This is a genomic window from Gilliamella sp. B14384G10, from assembly GCF_016101685.1.
Taxonomy (GTDB): Bacteria; Pseudomonadota; Gammaproteobacteria; order Enterobacterales; family Orbaceae; genus Gilliamella; species Gilliamella apis_A.
In genome coordinates this window covers 472600-489706 of the sequence record NZ_JACFQA010000001.1, presented here as the reverse complement: position 1 = coordinate 489706, position 17107 = coordinate 472600, and the positions used below count along the sequence as shown (strand labels likewise).

The following is a 17107-nucleotide window of genomic DNA, read 5'->3' as shown; positions in this document are numbered from 1 at the left end:
GCATATTTCTATTTCGATTTAAGGTGATTAAATTTTGAGGAACGGTGTTTTTAGATACTAGGATCTTTAAAATCTAAAATCACATGAAATATCATGTACCAATAGTAATTTCATTGAAACACTAATTAAGTATATTTACAAAAGTTAACATTTTTTAGAAAAAAATTGTTGCATAGTTTTTCCCAGTAATTATACTTTTTCCGTTCACTGCAAAAAGTGATTAGATAGATTATTATTTCGCTATTTGAGCAAGGAAAGTTCAAATTAAACATTAAGTTACTTGACAGGATTGTCGCGATGCATTATAATTTTAACACCAAACACCAAACACCAAACCTGTAAAACTAACCTTATTATCAAGTTTATTTTTATCGAGTCCACTCTATTTAGTTTCAGTACTATTTTTTTTATCACTTCCATTTAGTAGCCACGCTTTGACGACGAGTACAACGAATTTTATTCATGGTAATGCACCTTTTTTAACCTTTGATGATGGTCAAAGTCGCGTTACTGATATGAGTAATTTACTTGGTATCAGCTTATCTGATGGTAGAACATATTCGCCAAATAATAATTCAGCGACCAATCCGATTGTATTGCCGGATATAAATGAGACATTAATTAATGTGAATATGCTAGTACCAACCAATGTGGACTCAATCGCATTAAATACACTTATTGGCGCGCCCTATAATTATTGGCGGGATGATGATGGTGATGGTCAAGGCAATAGTGGTATTGCAGTTACAGGTAATTTAACGCTTACCATTACTGATAAAAATAATCAAAAAGTACTGCGTAATACCGCATTAGATATTTGTAATGCACCTTATAAAGTGGTATTGAGTAGTGATGGTGGTACATTATCTACCCAGTATGGTGTACCTAATAGTAGTGATTTTAGTGGTGGTAGTGCGACTTATTATATTAATCCTAAAGATCGTCCAAAGGTCTGTTTTGCGAAACCTACATTAAGATATGGTTCAGATACTGAGATTAGTGGTATAGACTTTCGTGGTCCGGCTTCAATGTGGGATCCGAATAAAGGTTTTATTGTGCAGTCTAGGGATCCATTATCTTATGGTTTGAATTTCCCAACGACTGGTGCTAATAATCTATATTTTGATTTAGATATTGGTGGTGTAGGGCCATTGAGATGGGATCCGGTTACTCACGATGGAATAACCGCGACCATGACGCCGAACTCCTTCGGTACCACTGTTCGTGTTACACTCACTGGTCCTGTTGCTAACGAAGCCCAATGGCAATCAGATTCTCCTGGTATTATATATAGACCTTCATTACCTCAGACATTCGAGTTGGTTGGTAGAGATAGTTTAGGTAATGCAATTATTAAATATGGTTTTCAATTAAAGCAATGGTTTATCAATCGAGGCGTTAACAAATACATTTATGAAAGTACTTCTTCATGGTGTAGTAATATAGGTTATCGTATTCCTACAGTAAAAGATTTAACTAATTCAGTTTGTGAGGGTATATGGAGTCACTCTCGTTGTAAGGATATGGAAGGTGGGATGCCTCCTTCCTCCGGTAATCATTACCAACGCACAATAGGGGCAGGATTTTTTTCTGAATGGGGATTCATGTATTATTACACGGACGCTAATTTTGGTCATAGTGATTACTATTGGACGAGTGAACTTGGGGGTAACGAACGGTTAGATGTTAGCTCTGATGGTGGGCATGTGTTTTGGGCTGGTTATTCATCTTACAGTGTTTATGGTATTTGCTTATTACCTTAGTTATCAATTCTAGGTTTGATAAGTAATATAGTAAAAATAGAATCAAATAGAATTATTCGAGTTTAAGATAAATAAAATTATCATATGGATAGATGATCGTACCGGTAATGATAATTTTGTCGTTCTCGCTAGTAGTGGTTATATTAATCGTTTTAGTTTAGATTATAGTCACGATGGAGTGTGCACCTATCCTTAATGGTTTGGAGCCTCAGAGTCCGAGCAGCCAATAATGGCTGCTTAAAATTCAATAGAACTGGCATATTTCTATTTCGTTTTAGGGTGATTAAATTTTGAGGAACGGTGTTTTTAGATACTAGGATCTTTAAAATCTAAAATCACATGAAATATCATGTACCAATAGTAATTTCATTGAAACACTAATTAAGTATATTTACAAAAGTTAACATTTTTTAGAAAAAAATTGTTGCATAGTTTTTCGCAGTAATTATACTTTTTCCGTTCACTGCAAAAAGTGATTAGATAGATTATTATTTCGCTATTTGAGCAAGGAAAGTTCAAATTAAACATTAAGTTACTTGACAGGATTGTCGCGATGCATTATAATTTTAACACCAAACACCAAACACCAAACCTGTAAAACTAACCTTATTATCAAGTTTATTTTTATCGAGTCCACTCTATTTAGTTTCAGTACTATTTTTTTTATCACTTCCATTTAGTAGCCACGCTTTGACGACGAGTACAACGAATTTTATTCATGGTAATGCACCTTTTTTAACCTTTGATGATGGTCAAAGTCGCGTTACTGATATGAGTAATTTACTTGGTATCAGCTTATCTGATGGTAGGACTTATTCGCCAAATAATAATTCAGCGACCAATCCGATTGTATTGCCGGATATAAATGAGACATTAATTAATGTGAATATGCTAGTACCAACCAATGCAGATTCAATCGCATTAAATACACTTATTGGCGCGCCCTATAATTATTGGGGGGATGATGATGGTGATGGTCAAGGCAGTAATGGTATTGCAGTGACTGGTAATTTAACCCTCACTATTACTGATAAAAATAATCAAAAAGTACTGCGTAATACCGCATTAGATATTTGTAATGCACCTTATAAAGTGGTATTGAGTAGTGATGGTGGTACATTATCTACCCAGTATGGTGTACCTAATAGTAGTGATTTTAGTGGTGGTAGTGCGACTTATTATATTAATCCTAAAGATCGTCCAAAGGTCTGTTTTGCGAAACCTACATTGAGATATGGTTCAGATACTGAGATTAGTGGTATAGACTTTCGTGGTCCGGCTTCAATGTGGGATCCGAATAAAGGTTTTATTGTGCAGTCTAGGGATCCATTATCTTATGGTTTGAATTTCCCAACGACTGGTGCTAATAATCTATATTTTGATTTAGATATTGGTGGTGTAGGGCCATTGAGATGGGATCCGGTTACTCACGATGGAATAACCGCGACCATGACGCCGAACTCCTCCGGTACCACTGTTCGTGTTACACTCACTGGTCCTGTTGCTAACGAAGCCCAATGGCAATCAGATTCTCCTGGTATTATATATAGACCTTCATTACCTCAGACATTCGAGTTGGTTGGTAGAGATAGTTTAGGTAATGCAATTATTAAATATGGTTTTCAATTAAAGCAATGGTTTATCAATCGAGGTAATAAAAGTTCTAATTATAGTTTAGCATTATCATGGTGTAACAGTATTGGTTACAGTGTACCTCAAGTTAAGGATTTAACTAATGCGGTTTGTTCAGGGCCATGGAGTGGTGATAACTGTCAGGGTGCTATCGGAGCCATACCTTCATCTACTGGTAATTACTACCAGCGTCGAATAAATGCTGGATTTTTTACTGAATGGGGATACCTAACCAACTACATTGGTGCGGGTACAGGTCACTATTATTTGTATTGGACTAGAGATCAATCAGGAAGTGAGCAGTTTATTGTTTACCCGTATGGAGGGGATGTTTATATGTACAATCCAGCTATTGACTTTTACGAACCCTACAGTTTTTATGCTCTGTGTACTTCATCTTAGTTGTTGTTTCTTGAATCGAGATTGAATAACTAAAATAGAGTCACGTAAAATTATTCTTGTTTAGGATAAATAGAGAAGTCATATTAACCGCTCTAAATAAGAGCGGTTAATATTTTTGAGAACAGGGATTTTAATTGTAAATTAAGAAACGATTAGTTTGACTGAAATTAATAATAAGAAGATACCAAAATATCTAATTAGTTTATTTATTGATAATTTTTGAGAAATTTGAACTCCGACTTTTGCCATGGGTATGCTAGCTAACATAATTGATAATACTGCGGGTAAATAGACGAAACCCAAACTGTATTCTGGCAGTTCTTTGATATTCCATCCAGCAATGATATAACCAATAGTACCACCTAAGGCTACAGGTAAGGTAAATGCCGCAGAAGTACCGATCGCTTTTCGCATATCCACGCCGCATTTCTTTAAAAAAGGTACCACTAACACACCACCACCTACACCAACTAATGCGGCGAATACACCAATTAATCCGCCGATGAAGATATAGATTGTGTTAGGTAATAATGTCGCTTGGCTATTTTGTTTTTTCGCAACTTTTCCAGTTTTTAGAATAAATTTACTGCCTGTATAGATGAGGAAAACAATAAAAATCCATTTGAGCCAAATACCGGGAATATAAGGTGTCATGTAGGATCCGCCAATAGTGCCAATAATGCAACCTAATACCATCTTTTTTAAGATCGACCAGACAATATTATTATTTTTATTCTGAACCCAACTTGATGATAAGCTAGTACCAATGATTGTTGCTAGAGATGAAGCCACTGCGATATGGTTTATCCATTGCCCTCCATGACCAAAATAATCGAGTACCATAAGTAGTGCTGGTACAATTAACGCTCCACCTCCAATACCGAACATACCTGCAAGTAACCCAGCCAATGCGCCTATACAAAGCAAGATAATAAATTCGACAATCATACTCTATCCTTAAGTTGTGCATTCATAAAACTAATTATTTGATTATTTATTAGTTATAATGAGTTTTTTGGCAAGTCTATTTAAAATAGTATTGGTTATGTACTATGGCAATATTGTACTGAGGCTAGCTAAAAATACCAGTGGATAGTTAACTATTGATGACTTATATCAGAAAAAATAAATCAAAAGATGACATATCGTTTGAAAAGACTTATGTTATTTAGCAATTAATATAAATAAATATGTTTAGTTAATTTTTGATGAAAGGGGAAAATAATGAAAGATCGTTTGAAATGGATTGATGAGTTTGGTTTTTTAGCTGAAACTGCAAGTGGGCACTCCTTAGTAATGGATGGCGGTATTGAACATGGTGGTCGAAACCGTGGTGCGAGACCTATGGAGTTTTTGTTACATGGTGCTGCAGGTTGTATGGCTTACGACATTATTGCTATTTTGAAAAATAATAAAAAGGATGTTCGAGATCTTTGGATCGACATTGATAAAACTCAAGCCACCTCTTCGCCAAAAGTGTATACCTCAATTAATTTTCATATTGTAATTACTGGTAATAATATCGATAACGAGGCTGTTGAAAAGGCGATTAAACTTGCATCTGAAAAATATTGTAGTGCTTCAATTATGTTAGGTAAGACAGCCAAAATGTCCTACACTTATGAAATAAGGGATCATGTTTAATAACTTTTTTATAACTGATAGTTATAAATAAATAACCAGCTGATATTAGTCTGAATTGCATTAATCCTTTAAGATTTCATCCTTTATCAGGAAGAAAACAACGAGAGTGATTATGCAACAATTAAGTAAAAATATGCGGTTTCGAGATTTAGTTATTTTGGGATTGCTTTTTATTGGCCCCGCAGCTCCAGTAGGGCTATTTGGAGTTTTAGATGTTATAAGCGATGGTGCCATTGCACTAGTTTATATTGTTGCGACTTTTGTGATGGCGTTTACGGCATTTTCTTATGCAAGAATGTCAAATGCTTTGCCCCATGCAGGCGCTGTATATGCTTATTGTTCTATTGGTATTCATCCTAATGCTGGATTTCTTGTAGGTTGGTTACTTCTACTAGACTATCTGTTTATTCCTGCTGTTGCCTATTTGTTTAGTGGTATTTCATTAAATGCCTTAATTCCAGAAGTTCCTGTTTGGATATGGACCTGTTTTGCAGTAGTTATCACTACCATGCTTAATTTAATTGGTGTTAAAAAATCGGCTAGAATCACATTAGTTATCTTAGTCGTTGAGATTGCAGTCATGTTTGCTGTGCTTTTAGTTGGTATTTGGATTATTACCACGCATGGAACTAAACAAGATTGGCTTACTCCATTTATTGGTGGTGAGTTATTTAATTGGAGTAGCCTTTTTAATGCGGTCTCTATTGCTGTGCTTTCTTATTTAGGGTTCGATGCTATAGCAACTTTTTCAGAAGAACACAGTGGTAAGCGAAACTTAGTAAGTAAAGCTATTATTAGCTGTTTAATTCTTGCAGGTTGTTTATTTGTAATACAAATTTATATTGGAGCTTTACTTAATCCTTATGATAGCGAATATTTACGTAACCATCCTGAGCTACAAGGCAAAGCTTATTATAATATAGTTAATAATGAAATTAATTTATGGTTAGGATGGTCTCTTAGTTTAATGAAAGCTGTCGGGGCATCGTTTGCCGCTATGGTCGGTCAAGCTGCGGCAAGTCGTCTATTATTTAGTATGGGGCGAGATAAAAGATTACCTGCTTTTTTTGCTAAGATTGGTAAGAAAAGTGGTGTGCCTTCGAGAGCAATTTTATTTTCTGCATTGTTTAATCTATTGTTGGTATTTATTGCTGCCAATCATGCTAAGGGATTACCAATGTTAGTTTCATTTGTCGATGTTGGTGCTTTATGTGCATTTATTATGTTACATGTATCAGTAATAGGTTATTTTAAATTTAAAAAACGTTCGAATGGTTGGCGAGCTAATTTATTTGATATTTTAATCCCTATTATTGGCATTGTCGTATTGTTACCTGTGTTGTTACATATTGATAATTATGCAAAAATTATTGGTGGTATTTGGTTAATTATAGGAGTGATTATTCTTATTTTAAGTAAAAATCAAGGCCAAATCGGTTGGTTAGAAGCAAATAAATAATCAAGATTTTGTTTAATCATTTTAGATGCAAAATTTTTTATAAAATCTGAAAAAATTGTCTGTTATATCTATTTAGCACGGCAATTTACTTTTTGCTATTTTTTGGGGTTAATGGTAATTTTTTATTGATGAGTAAGAGTATTGATGACAGCTAAATGATAATTATGGATATTCATCTTCTATTTAATGCTTTATTGTTGCTGTGTTAATGTTTAATCAAGCTGTTAGTTGTCTGAATTTATAACGGATAAAATGTTTTAAAAGCATTTTTAAGCCAAAAAATTTGAGGAAAGGGGTTTTTTAACCTCTTCCTCAAGTAATCATAAGTTTTACTGTAACGAATAACAGGAAGATAGCAAAATAGTTAATCAGTTTCTTTATTGATAGTTACCTTGCAATTTATCTAACAATGTTTGCTATAAGCTTAATAGAAAATACTACCGCTTTTACCAATCTACAAATAAGCTGATAATTGTATTTGTGCTAAATAAGATAATAAACTCAAAGATAATAAAACTTTCTTGTGTACTTTTTTAATTAATCATATTTTGATTAGTTAACTTCTAGATTTTTAATAATTAATAATTGTATGACTGTTTTTTTATAAAGGATGCATAATCATTGTTGTTTTAATAGTTATACTCATAACCTTTTTGTATAATGCTTCTTATTTACGATGTTAAGTTCAATGCTGACAGAAATATTACGTGGCTCGATGATTTCGGCAAGTTTGATTATAGCTATTGGTGCACAAAATTTGTTTGTACTTAAACAGGGGTTATTAAAAAATCATATCTTTTTTGTCGCTGGTATTTGTTTTATCTGTGATTTTACTTTGATGGCTATCGGTATTTGGGGAGTCGGAGCATTTATTAGTCGTAATCCTATCATAACCGACGTGCTTGCCATTTTAGGCGCTTTATTTTTGATTTGGTATGGATTTAATGCCTGCAAGAGTGCAATACAAGGTAACAGCACTATGCAAATTGATTCTACTCAGCAACAAAAGAATGCGTTAACTAAGGTTATATTGTCTACTTTGGCTGTTACTTTACTTAATCCCCATGTTTATTTAGATACAATTGTAATTGTTGGTGGTATAGCTGGCACTTTATCAACTGAGCAAAAATGGGCATTTTTAATTGGTGCTGTTTGTGTTTCTTTTATTTGGTTTTTTGGTATTGGTTACGGTGCTAGGTTACTTATACCATTATTTAAACAAAAAAGAATGTGGGTTATATTGGACTCAATTGTAGGCGTCGTAATGTTCTATATTGCTTACCGACTTATTTTTTATGTTATTTATGGCAGTTGAATGTTGTTAATTTCCCCACAACATTCAACTTGAAAATCAATTAGCATTAGCTTGAGTACAACTATCTTCATAGCCATTTTGGCAAGCTAGATAATAATAATGTTTGGCTCGTTCTGGATCTTTATCAACTCCCAGCCCTTGTTCATAGATAATTGCTAACATGTATTGGGAGCCTGCTTCGTTTTGAGCGGCTGCAAACTCAAATGATTTTCTGGCTTTGGTATAGTCTTGCTTAAAATAAGTACCTTCATAGAAAAATAAGCCTAAATTGTATTGTGCTAATGGTGATCCTTGTTTGGCAGCTTCGATATCCAATTTTACACCTTTAGCCAAATCTTTGGTTAGTCCAGCATAACCATTGTAGTACATTATAGCCAAATTATGCTTTGCATGACGATCACCACCTTTTGCAGCTATTTCATAATATTTTCTTGCTTTAAATTCATCTTTTTCAACACCACGACCATTTGCATAAAGAACGCCTAAATTATAAGTTGCTTGCATATTTCCTTGTTGTGCGGCTTTTTCATACCATTCTCTAGCTTTGACAAAGTCTTGATAAAATCCACTATCATCTATATTTTTTTCAATTCCTTTGTATGTCTTTTGGGGTTCGGCTTCTTCATATAGAACACCAAAGTAAAATTGACCGATGGGATCTCCACTTAATGCTGATTCTTCAATCAGTTCTTTACCTTTTTGTTTATTTTTATCAATTCCATAACCAAAAAAGTACATTGAACCCAAAACTGCTTGTGCACTCATATGATGTTGTTCGGTTGCTTTTTCAAACCATTCCTTTGCCTTGGTAAAATCTTGTTTAACTCCTTCACCCTTTAGATACATGCGGCCTAAATAGAATTGAGCTTCAGCATCATTTTGCTGCGTTGCTTTTTTATATTGCTCATCAAAAAAAGCCTCAATATTTTCAACTGCAAAGCTGGTATTTATTGCAAATAAAAATAAGCTAATCATTACTATTAATCGGGTCACTGTTTCACCTTATTTGTCCCTAAAATTTAATATTTATTGTTACTAAATACATTTATATATGGATCTTTAATAAATTAATTGGCATTAAAAATTATTACCATTACATGTATAACTAGAATATGCTGAAATTATCTAATAATAACGTGATATTTATCACAATTATAATATTTTTTGTTTATGACAAAAGTAAGTTTTTAATATTATGCTAATTTATAAATTTGGATTGTTACTGTTTAGTTGACATAACTATTCGGGCAAAACCTAAACATCTTACTCAATAAGGTGTTTAGGTTTTTTTGCTTTAAGAAAGCCAAATATATTAACAACTAGGGAATATCAGTTTTAGCGGGTATGCAAAATTAATTGGATACTGAGTAAATAGACAAGGAGTTCTTATGACAAACAAACGAGTGAAATTAGCATTATTGGTTAGTGCGGCTTTGGCTGTTGCTCAAGCAGTTGCTATTGAGCAGGTTGAGATTAAAAGTCATCAATTAAAGAAAATTGTAATTGATAATCTCGAATTTAAAGACTTTGATAAAGATGGCAAATTGTCTCCTTTTGAAGATTGGCGTTTGTCGCCTGAAGTTCGTGCTAAAGATCTACTTAGCAAATTGTCGTTAGAAGAAAAAGCAGGGCTGATGATGCATGGTAATGCCAAAAGTTTAGGCGATGAGCTTGGTCATGGAGATAAGTATAATTTAGAAGAAATTAAACAGTTAGTGCTTGATGATAAGGTAAATAGTTTAATTACTCGTTTAGAAGTGAATCCAAAAGATTTTGCTGAGCAAAATAATCAATTACAACAAATTGCAGAGTCCTCTCGTCTGGCTATTCCTCTGACCATTAGTGTTGATCCGCGAAACACTTTCTATTATGGCAATAAAGTAACGAGTAACGCTGGATTTAGCCAATGGCCAGGAACATTAGGTATGGCTGCGATTGGTAACGAGTCTATTATAAATGAGTACGGAAACATTATTCGACAAGAGTATCGTTCACTAGGGGTAACTCAGGCTTTATCTCCCATGGCAGATTTGGGAACCGAACCACGTTGGTCTCGTTTTGAAGGTACATTTGGCGAAGATCCAATGCTAAGTAAAAGTATGGTGCGAGGTTATATTTCAGGTATGCAAAATGGCAAACTTGGCTTAAATTCACAAAGTGTGGCTGCCGTCGTTAAACATTGGGTTGGTTATGGTGCTGCAGAAGAGGGGTTAGATAGTCATAACTCTTATGGTAAATATGCACTCTATACTCATAAAAACAGTTTAGAACAACATATCATACCATTCACTGGCGCATTTGAGGTCAATGTAGCTGCAATTATGCCGACTTATTCTATTTTAAAAAATGCCCAATTAAATGATCATAAAATTGAACCTGTCGGCGGAGGTTTTAATCGCTATTTATTGAAAGATCTATTAAGAGATACTTATCAATTTAAAGGGGTGATTATTAGTGATTGGAATATTACAAAAGATTGTAATGAAGTTTGTATCAACGGTAACCCACCTGATATAGCGCCTAAAGCGGAAGGAATGCCATGGGGAGTAGAAGATCTCACTGTTGAGCAACGTTTTATTAAAGCTATTCAAGCCGGTGTTCAACAATTTGGTGGAGTGAGTGATAGCTCTGTTATTGTGTCAGCTGTAAAAAACAATAAACTGGATGAAAAAACTATTGATAGTGCAGTTTTAGCAATCTTGACGCAAAAATTTGCTTTAGGACAATTTGAAAATCCTTATGTTGATCCTACTGAAGCAAGCCGTTTTGTTGGTAATCAAGATTTCCAAAAAGTTGCTGATAAAGCGCAATTTGATTCATTGGTTTTATTAGAAAATAAAGATAAGATTCTGCCATTGAAATCCAGTAGTAAAGTCTATTTATATGGTTTTACTGAGGATGCTAAAAACTCCTTAAAAGGTAAAATTACTATTGTTGATAAATTGGATCAAGCTGATGTGGTTGTTGCTAGAGTTAATGCGCCTTATGAACAAAAACATAAAAATTACTTCTTTGGTGCAAGATATCATGAAGGTTCATTAGAATATACTGCTGATGATAAAGATATAAAATTTATTAATGAAGCAAGTAAAAAACATCCCGTTGTTGTCACTGTTTATTTAGATAGACCGGCAGTTTTAACTCCAGTAAAACAAATAGCAAATGCAGTGGTTGCAAATTTTGGTGTAAATGATGATGTGTTATTTAAACGTTTATTAGATAGTAAACCATTCAGCGCTAAATTACCATTTGCATTACCAGACTCAATGGATAGTGTTATAAAACAATCTTCTGATTTAGCAAACGATATGCAGGCATTATATCCATTAGGTTATGGTTTAACGCTTTAAGTCGTCTATTTTGTGCTATTGAATTATGTTAAGGCAATAGCACAATTATTATTTTCAGTAGAGTTTTTAATTATAAATAAGCAATAAATTGAAAAATATGATAATTTTTTCAACATTAACTACATCCACAATCAACACTGCTAGTTTTTTGTTTTTTTGCTTGATTATTTTTCTTAATAATTGCTTGAACTTTTTTGGAAACTACTGATAAATGGTCTTTAGAGTCTAAATAGTTTTGTTCTGCGGCTTTAGCAAACCATTGTTTCGCTTTAAAATAATTCTGTTTAACACCGGTGCCTTTATAATACATAGTTGCTAAAGTATATTGTGCTACAGGATCTCCTTTTTGCGCTGCTTTAGTGTCCCATTCAATACCCTTTAGATAATTTTGCTTAGTACCTTGTCCGTTATAATACAACATAGCTAAACTATGTTGAGCGCCAATATGCCCTTGTTTAGCTGCTTTTTCAAACCATTCTTTTGCTTTGCTATAATCTGGTTCAGTTTTTTGTTCGGGTTCATCAATTGTCCCTTGTTCAATACCTTTAAATACACGTTTTTTAACTGTATAACCATTAAAATACATTATTCCAACATGATATTGAGCCTCAGGATCATTTTGTTCTGTAGCTTTTTGATATTCACTTTCAAAATTTAATTCAGGTTTTTCATCAGCAAAAGCCGAACCATAAGTGAACAAACCTAATGATAGGATTAGAATTAATTTTTTCATTATATACCCAGTAATTTTATTACTGTAAAAAGACTGTAGCGAATTTATTCGTTATAGATAAATCTATTGTCGTTATGTAATTTAGCTATTTTATAAGCAAGTTTACAAAAGTATCAATAGTTTTCTTTTGGTTAGTAAAATGTTGGGTCGTGAGCCAGATTATTCGGCACATCGTGTGCCTGACCCTTTCAGGGCCAACACTTTGTGTTGTTTAAATTCGTTCCAGACGAATTAGTCGAACGCTAGCCGTTCTTATCGCTAAATAATTTATTCGTAATGGAGTAAGTGAAAAAGAAAAAAAGTGGTGGGTCGTGAGCGATTCGAACGCTCGACAAACGGATTAAAAGTCCGCTGCTCTACCGACTGAGCTAACAACCCATTAAGATAGTAAAAGTGGTGGGTGATACCGGGTTCGAACCAGTGACCCCCTCCTTGTAAGGGAGGTGCTCTCCCAACTGAGCTAATCACCCCAAGTGTCTTATTTCTAAAACATCACGGTAAGAATTGGTGGGTGATACCGGGTTCGAACCAGTGACCCCCTCCTTGTAAGGGAGGTGCTCTCCCAACTGAGCTAATCACCCTTACCGTGTGGATGTGCATTATAAGGCACGTCTTATTTCAGTCAACCTTTTTTTTTAAATTTTCTTAAAATTGACCCTGTTCGGTTTAATTTTAGACATTTTTTGGATGATACTTCGCAAATATGCATATTGTTGGCTTATATCCAGCTAATTATGATTATGATTTTTGATATCACCAATCAACATTATTTAAGATACATATGATGGTTTTTAATAAAAAATGTGCTGTTATTACAATCGAACCAGAAATATTACGCTATCAAGTGGTAACTGTTAAAGCCCTTAACGGACATTCTAATAATGAAAATTTAGCTGATATTCCTTATCAAAACTCGACTGATATTGAGCAACTGATACAAATTTTAAAAAAACAGCAGTCAAAATTAACCGCAATAGCACTGAATTTAAGCCAAAGTTACGTTCAGTTTCAGAAAACGGCTTATCCTGAGGTGAAATTAAATTCAGCAGAATTAACTTTATATATAAAAGCAATAATCAATAAACTATATCAGTTACCGGCAAACAATCTGTTTTTCGATTTTGTGTCATTAGCTGGTCCTCAAAAAACTATCATGATTGCTATTTGTGAGAGTGATACAGCCAATTATTGGATAGACTTATCCAAAAAGCATGGTTTAACATTACTTTCTATTAATAGTAAGTTTGAAAATATACAATTTAATTTTTTACCGTGGCGCCAGAAAAAAGCAAGTCAGCATCAGTTTCAATTACTACTTTTCATGGTTAGCTTCATTGGTTTACTGAGTTGTTTGTTCTTTTATCTTTTACTTGATAGCCAAACTACATTTACTCAATATTCGAAACAGCTATCAAAACAACAAGTGCTAGAACAGCAATTGTCTGCTCAATTAGCAAGTTTTATTCCTTATCCTTCACCTAGTCAAAAACAGATTCAACAATCGCTACAAATGTTTGCAGAAATGTTGCCGGAGACAATTTGGTTAAGACTGTATGAATATGAAGCACAACAGATAAAAATTACCGGTCAAAGTATTAATTATGTAGATATTATTAATTTTAATCAGCAGCTTTTATCCAGTCATAAGGTAAATAGTAGCCAAGTGAAAAATATTGAAAATATTGGAGACAGTTTGTTGTTTCAAATGGATATTGAATTAAATGAATAATGATTTTTTTTACAGACCTATTTGGCAACAATACTTAATCAGCTTTTTGCTTCCTTCAATTGTATTTTTCATCTGTTATCAGTTTTTTATTCAAGAACTAAAACAACAAACTGAGATACAAATTACAATATATGAAGAAAAGAAAACAGCAATTAAATTACTTCAATCAAAAATTGAACGTTATCAATCTGCTAAAAAAAGTTCGTTAACTTTACTAACAGAACTTGAGTTTGCTAAAGCAATCAAACGTAATCAATTGCGCTTAACTTCCTTTAAATATGAGAAAAATGAATCGTCAAGTTATTGGCATATTGAGCTACGAGGGCAGTTTATTAATTTTATGCAATTTATTAGTGAGTTAAATGACAATTTTTATTATTTAGATTTTCAGAATTTTATTATTGATAAACAAGATACTTATTTGCAAATTAAATTTAATATATTGATTAAAAAGGATATTAAATGAACCATTATCTTATTATCAGTTCTTTTTTATTAATGATTTGTTGTTTTAATGGTAATGCAGATATTCATTTAGCAAGGGATCCTTTTTTACAAACTATTAATTTTAGTTGTCAGGAGCAGACAGATCTCCTTAATAAACAGATCCAAGTTTGGCAATTTAAAGGTTATATCCAACGCATAGATAACCATTACCAACAATTATGGCTTTTTTCTGAAAATAATTGGTTAGCAATTACTGATAATACCGTACCGCATATTTTGTTTCCATGGACTATAAGTGCTGTATTAGACGATAAACTTTTATGGCAAGCAAATCTACCTAACTATTGCAATCATACAGTGTTATGGACAATGCCGTTAACAAAATAAGTGACTATTCTAATTTAAGGTTGTAATGAATGTTTAAAATTAGCCAAATATTAAAAAGTTTAGCAAAAAAATATTTAAATATTGTTATTATACTTCTGCTTTTTTCTATGTCATGTTGGGCAAATCCTAGAACTTTAACAAGCACTGAATCAGAAGATCTAATTTCTATAAATTTTTATCAAACAGACATTGCCATAATTTTGCAAGCACTTGCTGACAATAAACAAATGAACTTAGTCATGGTCGATGATTTGTCAACTAAACAAACCATTAAACTACGAAATGTTACATGGCAAAAAGCATTAACAGTTGTTTTAAATTCTGCAAATTTATGCTCTGAAATTGACGATAATATCTTATTTATATCAAAAGCTGTTGATCAAGAGGTGTTGCTTCAAAAAAAATTACTAGAACAAAAAGAACTGCAGTTAAATCAGCCTCTAGCTTTACTAACTATTCCTGTTAATCATGCTGACCTTAATAATCTAGTTGAAACTATTCAATCACAAGGATTATTATCTGAACGAGGGAAAGCGTTTATTGATAAAAGAACTAACTCAATCATTATTACCGATATGTCTACAAAATTTTCTAATATTAAAAAATTAGTTAAAAGTTTGGATCAGCCAATTCCTCAAGTACATATTTCGGCTCATATTGTCACAATGAATAAGCAAAGTATGGATGAGTTAGGTATAAAGTGGGGGTATAAGGGGCACTCATCTCAATTGTTAAGTAAGTTTGATGTTGACTTTGGTGTCACCAATGCACCATCTTCTGTCGGTTTTAATTTAGCAAAACTTTCCGGTAGTTTGTTAAATCTTGAACTTTCAGCATTAGAATCAGAAAACCAGTTAGAAATTATAGCAAGTCCGAACTTGTTAACAGCAAATCAGAATATAGCTTCGATAAAACAAGGTACAGAAATCCCTTATGAAGTTTCAAATGGCGGTAATGGATCAACATCTATCGAATTTAAACAAGCTGTATTAGGTTTAGAGGTTACCCCGAAAATTATTGCTAACGATCAAATGATATTAGATTTATATATCACGCAAAATACGGCTGGTCGTTCAATAAAGCGTCGTGATGGAGGCGAAGCGTTAGCCATTGATACACAAGAAATTAGAACGCAAGTCAAAATTAAAAGTGGTGAAACCGTTGTATTAGGGGGAATTTTTCAGCAAGTTAATAATGTTAGTAAAAATAGCGTTCCTGGCATTAGTAATATACCGATTATCGGCAATGCTTTTAAAAACAAAGCAAAAAAACAACAAAAAAGAGAATTAGTTATCTTTATTACTCCGCAATTAGTTGAGTAAATAGTCATGGAGTTGTATCATACTCAATCTTATTTTGTCACTTTGTTTTGAGCATAATAACTCACAGCAAAATATAGTCACTAAAATTACAATTTATTATAAAAGTTGAGAATATCATGTTTCATTTTGTCGCTTCTGATTTAGATGGTACTTTGCTAAATACTGAGCATAGCTTATCGCCATTTACTAAAAAAATTCTTCAAGCTCTACGTCAAATGGGGATTCACTTTGCCTTTGCTACTGGTCGACACCATATCGATGTAGGTCAAATGCGAGAAAATATGGAAATCGACGCTTTTATGATAACCTCAAATGGCGCTAGAGTTCATGATAGCCGAGGTAATTTAGTTTTTAGTCGTAGCTTTGAGCCTAATATAGCCTGTGAGTTAGCACAAATTTGTCAAGACAGTCCATATATTTATACGCATGTTTATCGTGGTGATGATTGGTTAATTAATAAACCAGATGCATACTCGCTTAGTTTTTTCACTGACACGCAATTTAAATATCAGTTTTTCGATCCGCGTAATTTTGTCGCTGATGATATTGCCAAAATTTATTTTACCACTTCTGATGTTGCACATAACTATCATTTGGTTGAACTAAAACATAAAATTGAACAACAATTCGGCAAAAAAGTTAGTATAGCTTTTTCTACAGCAAACTGCCTTGAAGTGATGGCGGAAAATGTAACCAAAGGTAGTGCATTAAAATTAGTGGTTGAAAGCTTAGGTTATCAGCTTAAAGATAGTATTGCCTTTGGTGATGGAATGAATGATTATGAAATGTTAAAAATAGCAGGGAAGGGTTGTATCATGAAAGATGCAAGTCCTGAACTTAAGTCATTACTTCCTGAACTTGAAGTCATTGGCTCTAATGCTGATGATGCTGTACCTCACTATTTAGCTAATCTTTTACTTTAAT

14 protein-coding genes and 3 tRNA genes are annotated in these 17107 nt (G+C 33.3%); 11 read left to right on the top strand and 6 right to left on the bottom strand.

Going from position 1 to position 17107, the window contains the following annotated elements:
* Positions 1-434: 434 nt before the first annotated feature.
* Together H3T54_RS02300 and H3T54_RS02295 are read left to right on the top strand one after the other, a co-directional pair.
* On the top strand, positions 435-1763 hold the full coding sequence (locus tag H3T54_RS02300; RefSeq protein ID WP_198220699.1) for a hypothetical protein: 1329 nt from the start codon (positions 435-437) through the stop codon (positions 1761-1763).
* A gap of 690 nt (positions 1764-2453) precedes the next feature.
* Positions 2454-3797 carry a hypothetical protein gene (locus H3T54_RS02295; RefSeq protein ID WP_198220697.1) on the top strand — a complete coding sequence of 448 codons (1344 nt, stop codon included), beginning with the start codon at positions 2454-2456 and terminating at the stop codon, positions 3795-3797.
* A gap of 141 nt (positions 3798-3938) precedes the next feature.
* Here the strand turns inward: H3T54_RS02295 and H3T54_RS02290 are convergent, their stop codons facing one another.
* Positions 3939-4745 (bottom strand): sulfite exporter TauE/SafE family protein, encoded by an 807-nt coding sequence (locus tag H3T54_RS02290; protein WP_198220695.1) that lies wholly within the window; start codon positions 4743-4745, stop codon positions 3939-3941.
* Between the two features lie 276 nt (positions 4746-5021).
* Between H3T54_RS02290 and H3T54_RS02285 the strand changes: the two genes are divergently transcribed.
* The 3 genes from H3T54_RS02285 (at position 5022) to H3T54_RS02275 (ending at position 8215) form a co-directional block, all read left to right on the top strand.
* Positions 5022-5441: an OsmC family protein gene (locus H3T54_RS02285; RefSeq protein ID WP_198220693.1), complete on the top strand. Its 420-nt coding sequence runs from the start codon at positions 5022-5024 to the stop codon at positions 5439-5441.
* 112 nt (positions 5442-5553) lie between these two features.
* Positions 5554-6900 (top strand): APC family permease, encoded by a 1347-nt coding sequence (locus H3T54_RS02280; RefSeq protein ID WP_110447438.1) that lies wholly within the window; start codon positions 5554-5556, stop codon positions 6898-6900.
* 688 nt (positions 6901-7588) lie between these two features.
* Positions 7589-8215, top strand: a complete 627-nt coding sequence (locus tag H3T54_RS02275; protein ID WP_173795321.1) for a LysE/ArgO family amino acid transporter — start codon at positions 7589-7591, stop codon at positions 8213-8215.
* A gap of 36 nt (positions 8216-8251) precedes the next feature.
* Here H3T54_RS02275 and H3T54_RS02270 read toward each other — a convergent pair whose 3' ends face one another.
* The gene (locus H3T54_RS02270) at positions 8252-9208 is read right to left on the bottom strand and encodes a tetratricopeptide repeat protein (protein ID WP_198200511.1); all 957 of its coding nucleotides are present in this window, start codon (positions 9206-9208) and stop codon (positions 8252-8254) included.
* Between the two features lie 395 nt (positions 9209-9603).
* On the opposite strand from H3T54_RS02270, the gene H3T54_RS02265 reads away from it, so the two are divergent.
* Complete coding sequence (locus H3T54_RS02265) at positions 9604-11565, top strand: glycoside hydrolase family 3 protein (RefSeq protein WP_198220691.1); 1962 nt, start codon at positions 9604-9606, stop codon at positions 11563-11565.
* Positions 11566-11680: 115 nt separating this feature from the next.
* Here H3T54_RS02265 and H3T54_RS02260 read toward each other — a convergent pair whose 3' ends face one another.
* The 4 genes from H3T54_RS02260 to H3T54_RS02245 form a co-directional block, all read right to left on the bottom strand.
* Positions 11681-12298, bottom strand: a complete 618-nt coding sequence (locus tag H3T54_RS02260; protein ID WP_198220689.1) for a tetratricopeptide repeat protein — start codon at positions 12296-12298, stop codon at positions 11681-11683.
* 302 nt (positions 12299-12600) lie between these two features.
* Positions 12601-12676, bottom strand: a tRNA-Lys gene (locus H3T54_RS02255).
* 16 nt (positions 12677-12692) lie between these two features.
* A tRNA-Val gene (locus tag H3T54_RS02250) sits at positions 12693-12768 on the bottom strand.
* Between the two features lie 35 nt (positions 12769-12803).
* Positions 12804-12879: transfer RNA gene (locus H3T54_RS02245), tRNA-Val, on the bottom strand.
* A 200-nt stretch (positions 12880-13079) separates the two neighbouring features.
* Here H3T54_RS02245 and H3T54_RS02240 point away from each other — a divergent pair.
* The 5 genes from H3T54_RS02240 (at position 13080) to H3T54_RS02220 (ending at position 17106) form a co-directional block, all read left to right on the top strand.
* On the top strand, positions 13080-14027 hold the full coding sequence (locus H3T54_RS02240; protein WP_198220687.1) for a PilN domain-containing protein: 948 nt from the start codon (positions 13080-13082) through the stop codon (positions 14025-14027).
* Complete coding sequence (locus H3T54_RS02235) at positions 14020-14493, top strand: hypothetical protein (protein ID WP_198220685.1); 474 nt, start codon at positions 14020-14022, stop codon at positions 14491-14493. Before H3T54_RS02240 ends, H3T54_RS02235 begins: the two co-directional genes overlap by 8 nt.
* A complete protein-coding gene (locus H3T54_RS02230; RefSeq protein WP_198220683.1) occupies positions 14490-14861 on the top strand; it encodes a hypothetical protein in 372 nt (123 codons plus the stop codon). The genes H3T54_RS02235 and H3T54_RS02230 overlap by 4 nt, the downstream gene beginning before the upstream one ends.
* A 29-nt stretch (positions 14862-14890) precedes the next feature.
* Complete coding sequence (locus tag H3T54_RS02225; protein ID WP_198220681.1) at positions 14891-16183, top strand: secretin N-terminal domain-containing protein; 1293 nt, start codon at positions 14891-14893, stop codon at positions 16181-16183.
* Between the two features lie 116 nt (positions 16184-16299).
* Entirely contained in the window at positions 16300-17106 is an 807-nt protein-coding gene (locus tag H3T54_RS02220; protein WP_198220680.1) for a Cof-type HAD-IIB family hydrolase, read from the top strand.
* Position 17107: the final 1 nt, after the last annotated feature.

Bases quoted from the DNA above. Each gene is read 5' to 3' on its own strand.
- H3T54_RS02290 (WP_198220695.1), bottom strand. From the start codon at position 4,745: ATGATTGTCGAATTTATTATCTTGCTTTGTATAGGCGCATTGGCTGGG.
- H3T54_RS02285 (WP_198220693.1), top strand. From the start codon at position 5,022: ATGAAAGATCGTTTGAAATGGATTGATGAGTTTGGTTTTTTAGCTGAA.
- H3T54_RS02280 (WP_110447438.1), top strand. From the start codon at position 5,554: ATGCAACAATTAAGTAAAAATATGCGGTTTCGAGATTTAGTTATTTTG.
- H3T54_RS02275 (WP_173795321.1), top strand. From the start codon at position 7,589: ATGCTGACAGAAATATTACGTGGCTCGATGATTTCGGCAAGTTTGATT.
- H3T54_RS02265 (WP_198220691.1), top strand. From the start codon at position 9,604: ATGACAAACAAACGAGTGAAATTAGCATTATTGGTTAGTGCGGCTTTG.
- H3T54_RS02260 (WP_198220689.1), bottom strand. From the start codon at position 12,298: ATGAAAAAATTAATTCTAATCCTATCATTAGGTTTGTTCACTTATGGT.
- H3T54_RS02240 (WP_198220687.1), top strand. From the start codon at position 13,080: ATGATGGTTTTTAATAAAAAATGTGCTGTTATTACAATCGAACCAGAA.
- H3T54_RS02235 (WP_198220685.1), top strand. From the start codon at position 14,020: ATGAATAATGATTTTTTTTACAGACCTATTTGGCAACAATACTTAATC.
- H3T54_RS02230 (WP_198220683.1), top strand. From the start codon at position 14,490: ATGAACCATTATCTTATTATCAGTTCTTTTTTATTAATGATTTGTTGT.
- H3T54_RS02225 (WP_198220681.1), top strand. From the start codon at position 14,891: ATGTTTAAAATTAGCCAAATATTAAAAAGTTTAGCAAAAAAATATTTA.
- H3T54_RS02220 (WP_198220680.1), top strand. From the start codon at position 16,300: ATGTTTCATTTTGTCGCTTCTGATTTAGATGGTACTTTGCTAAATACT.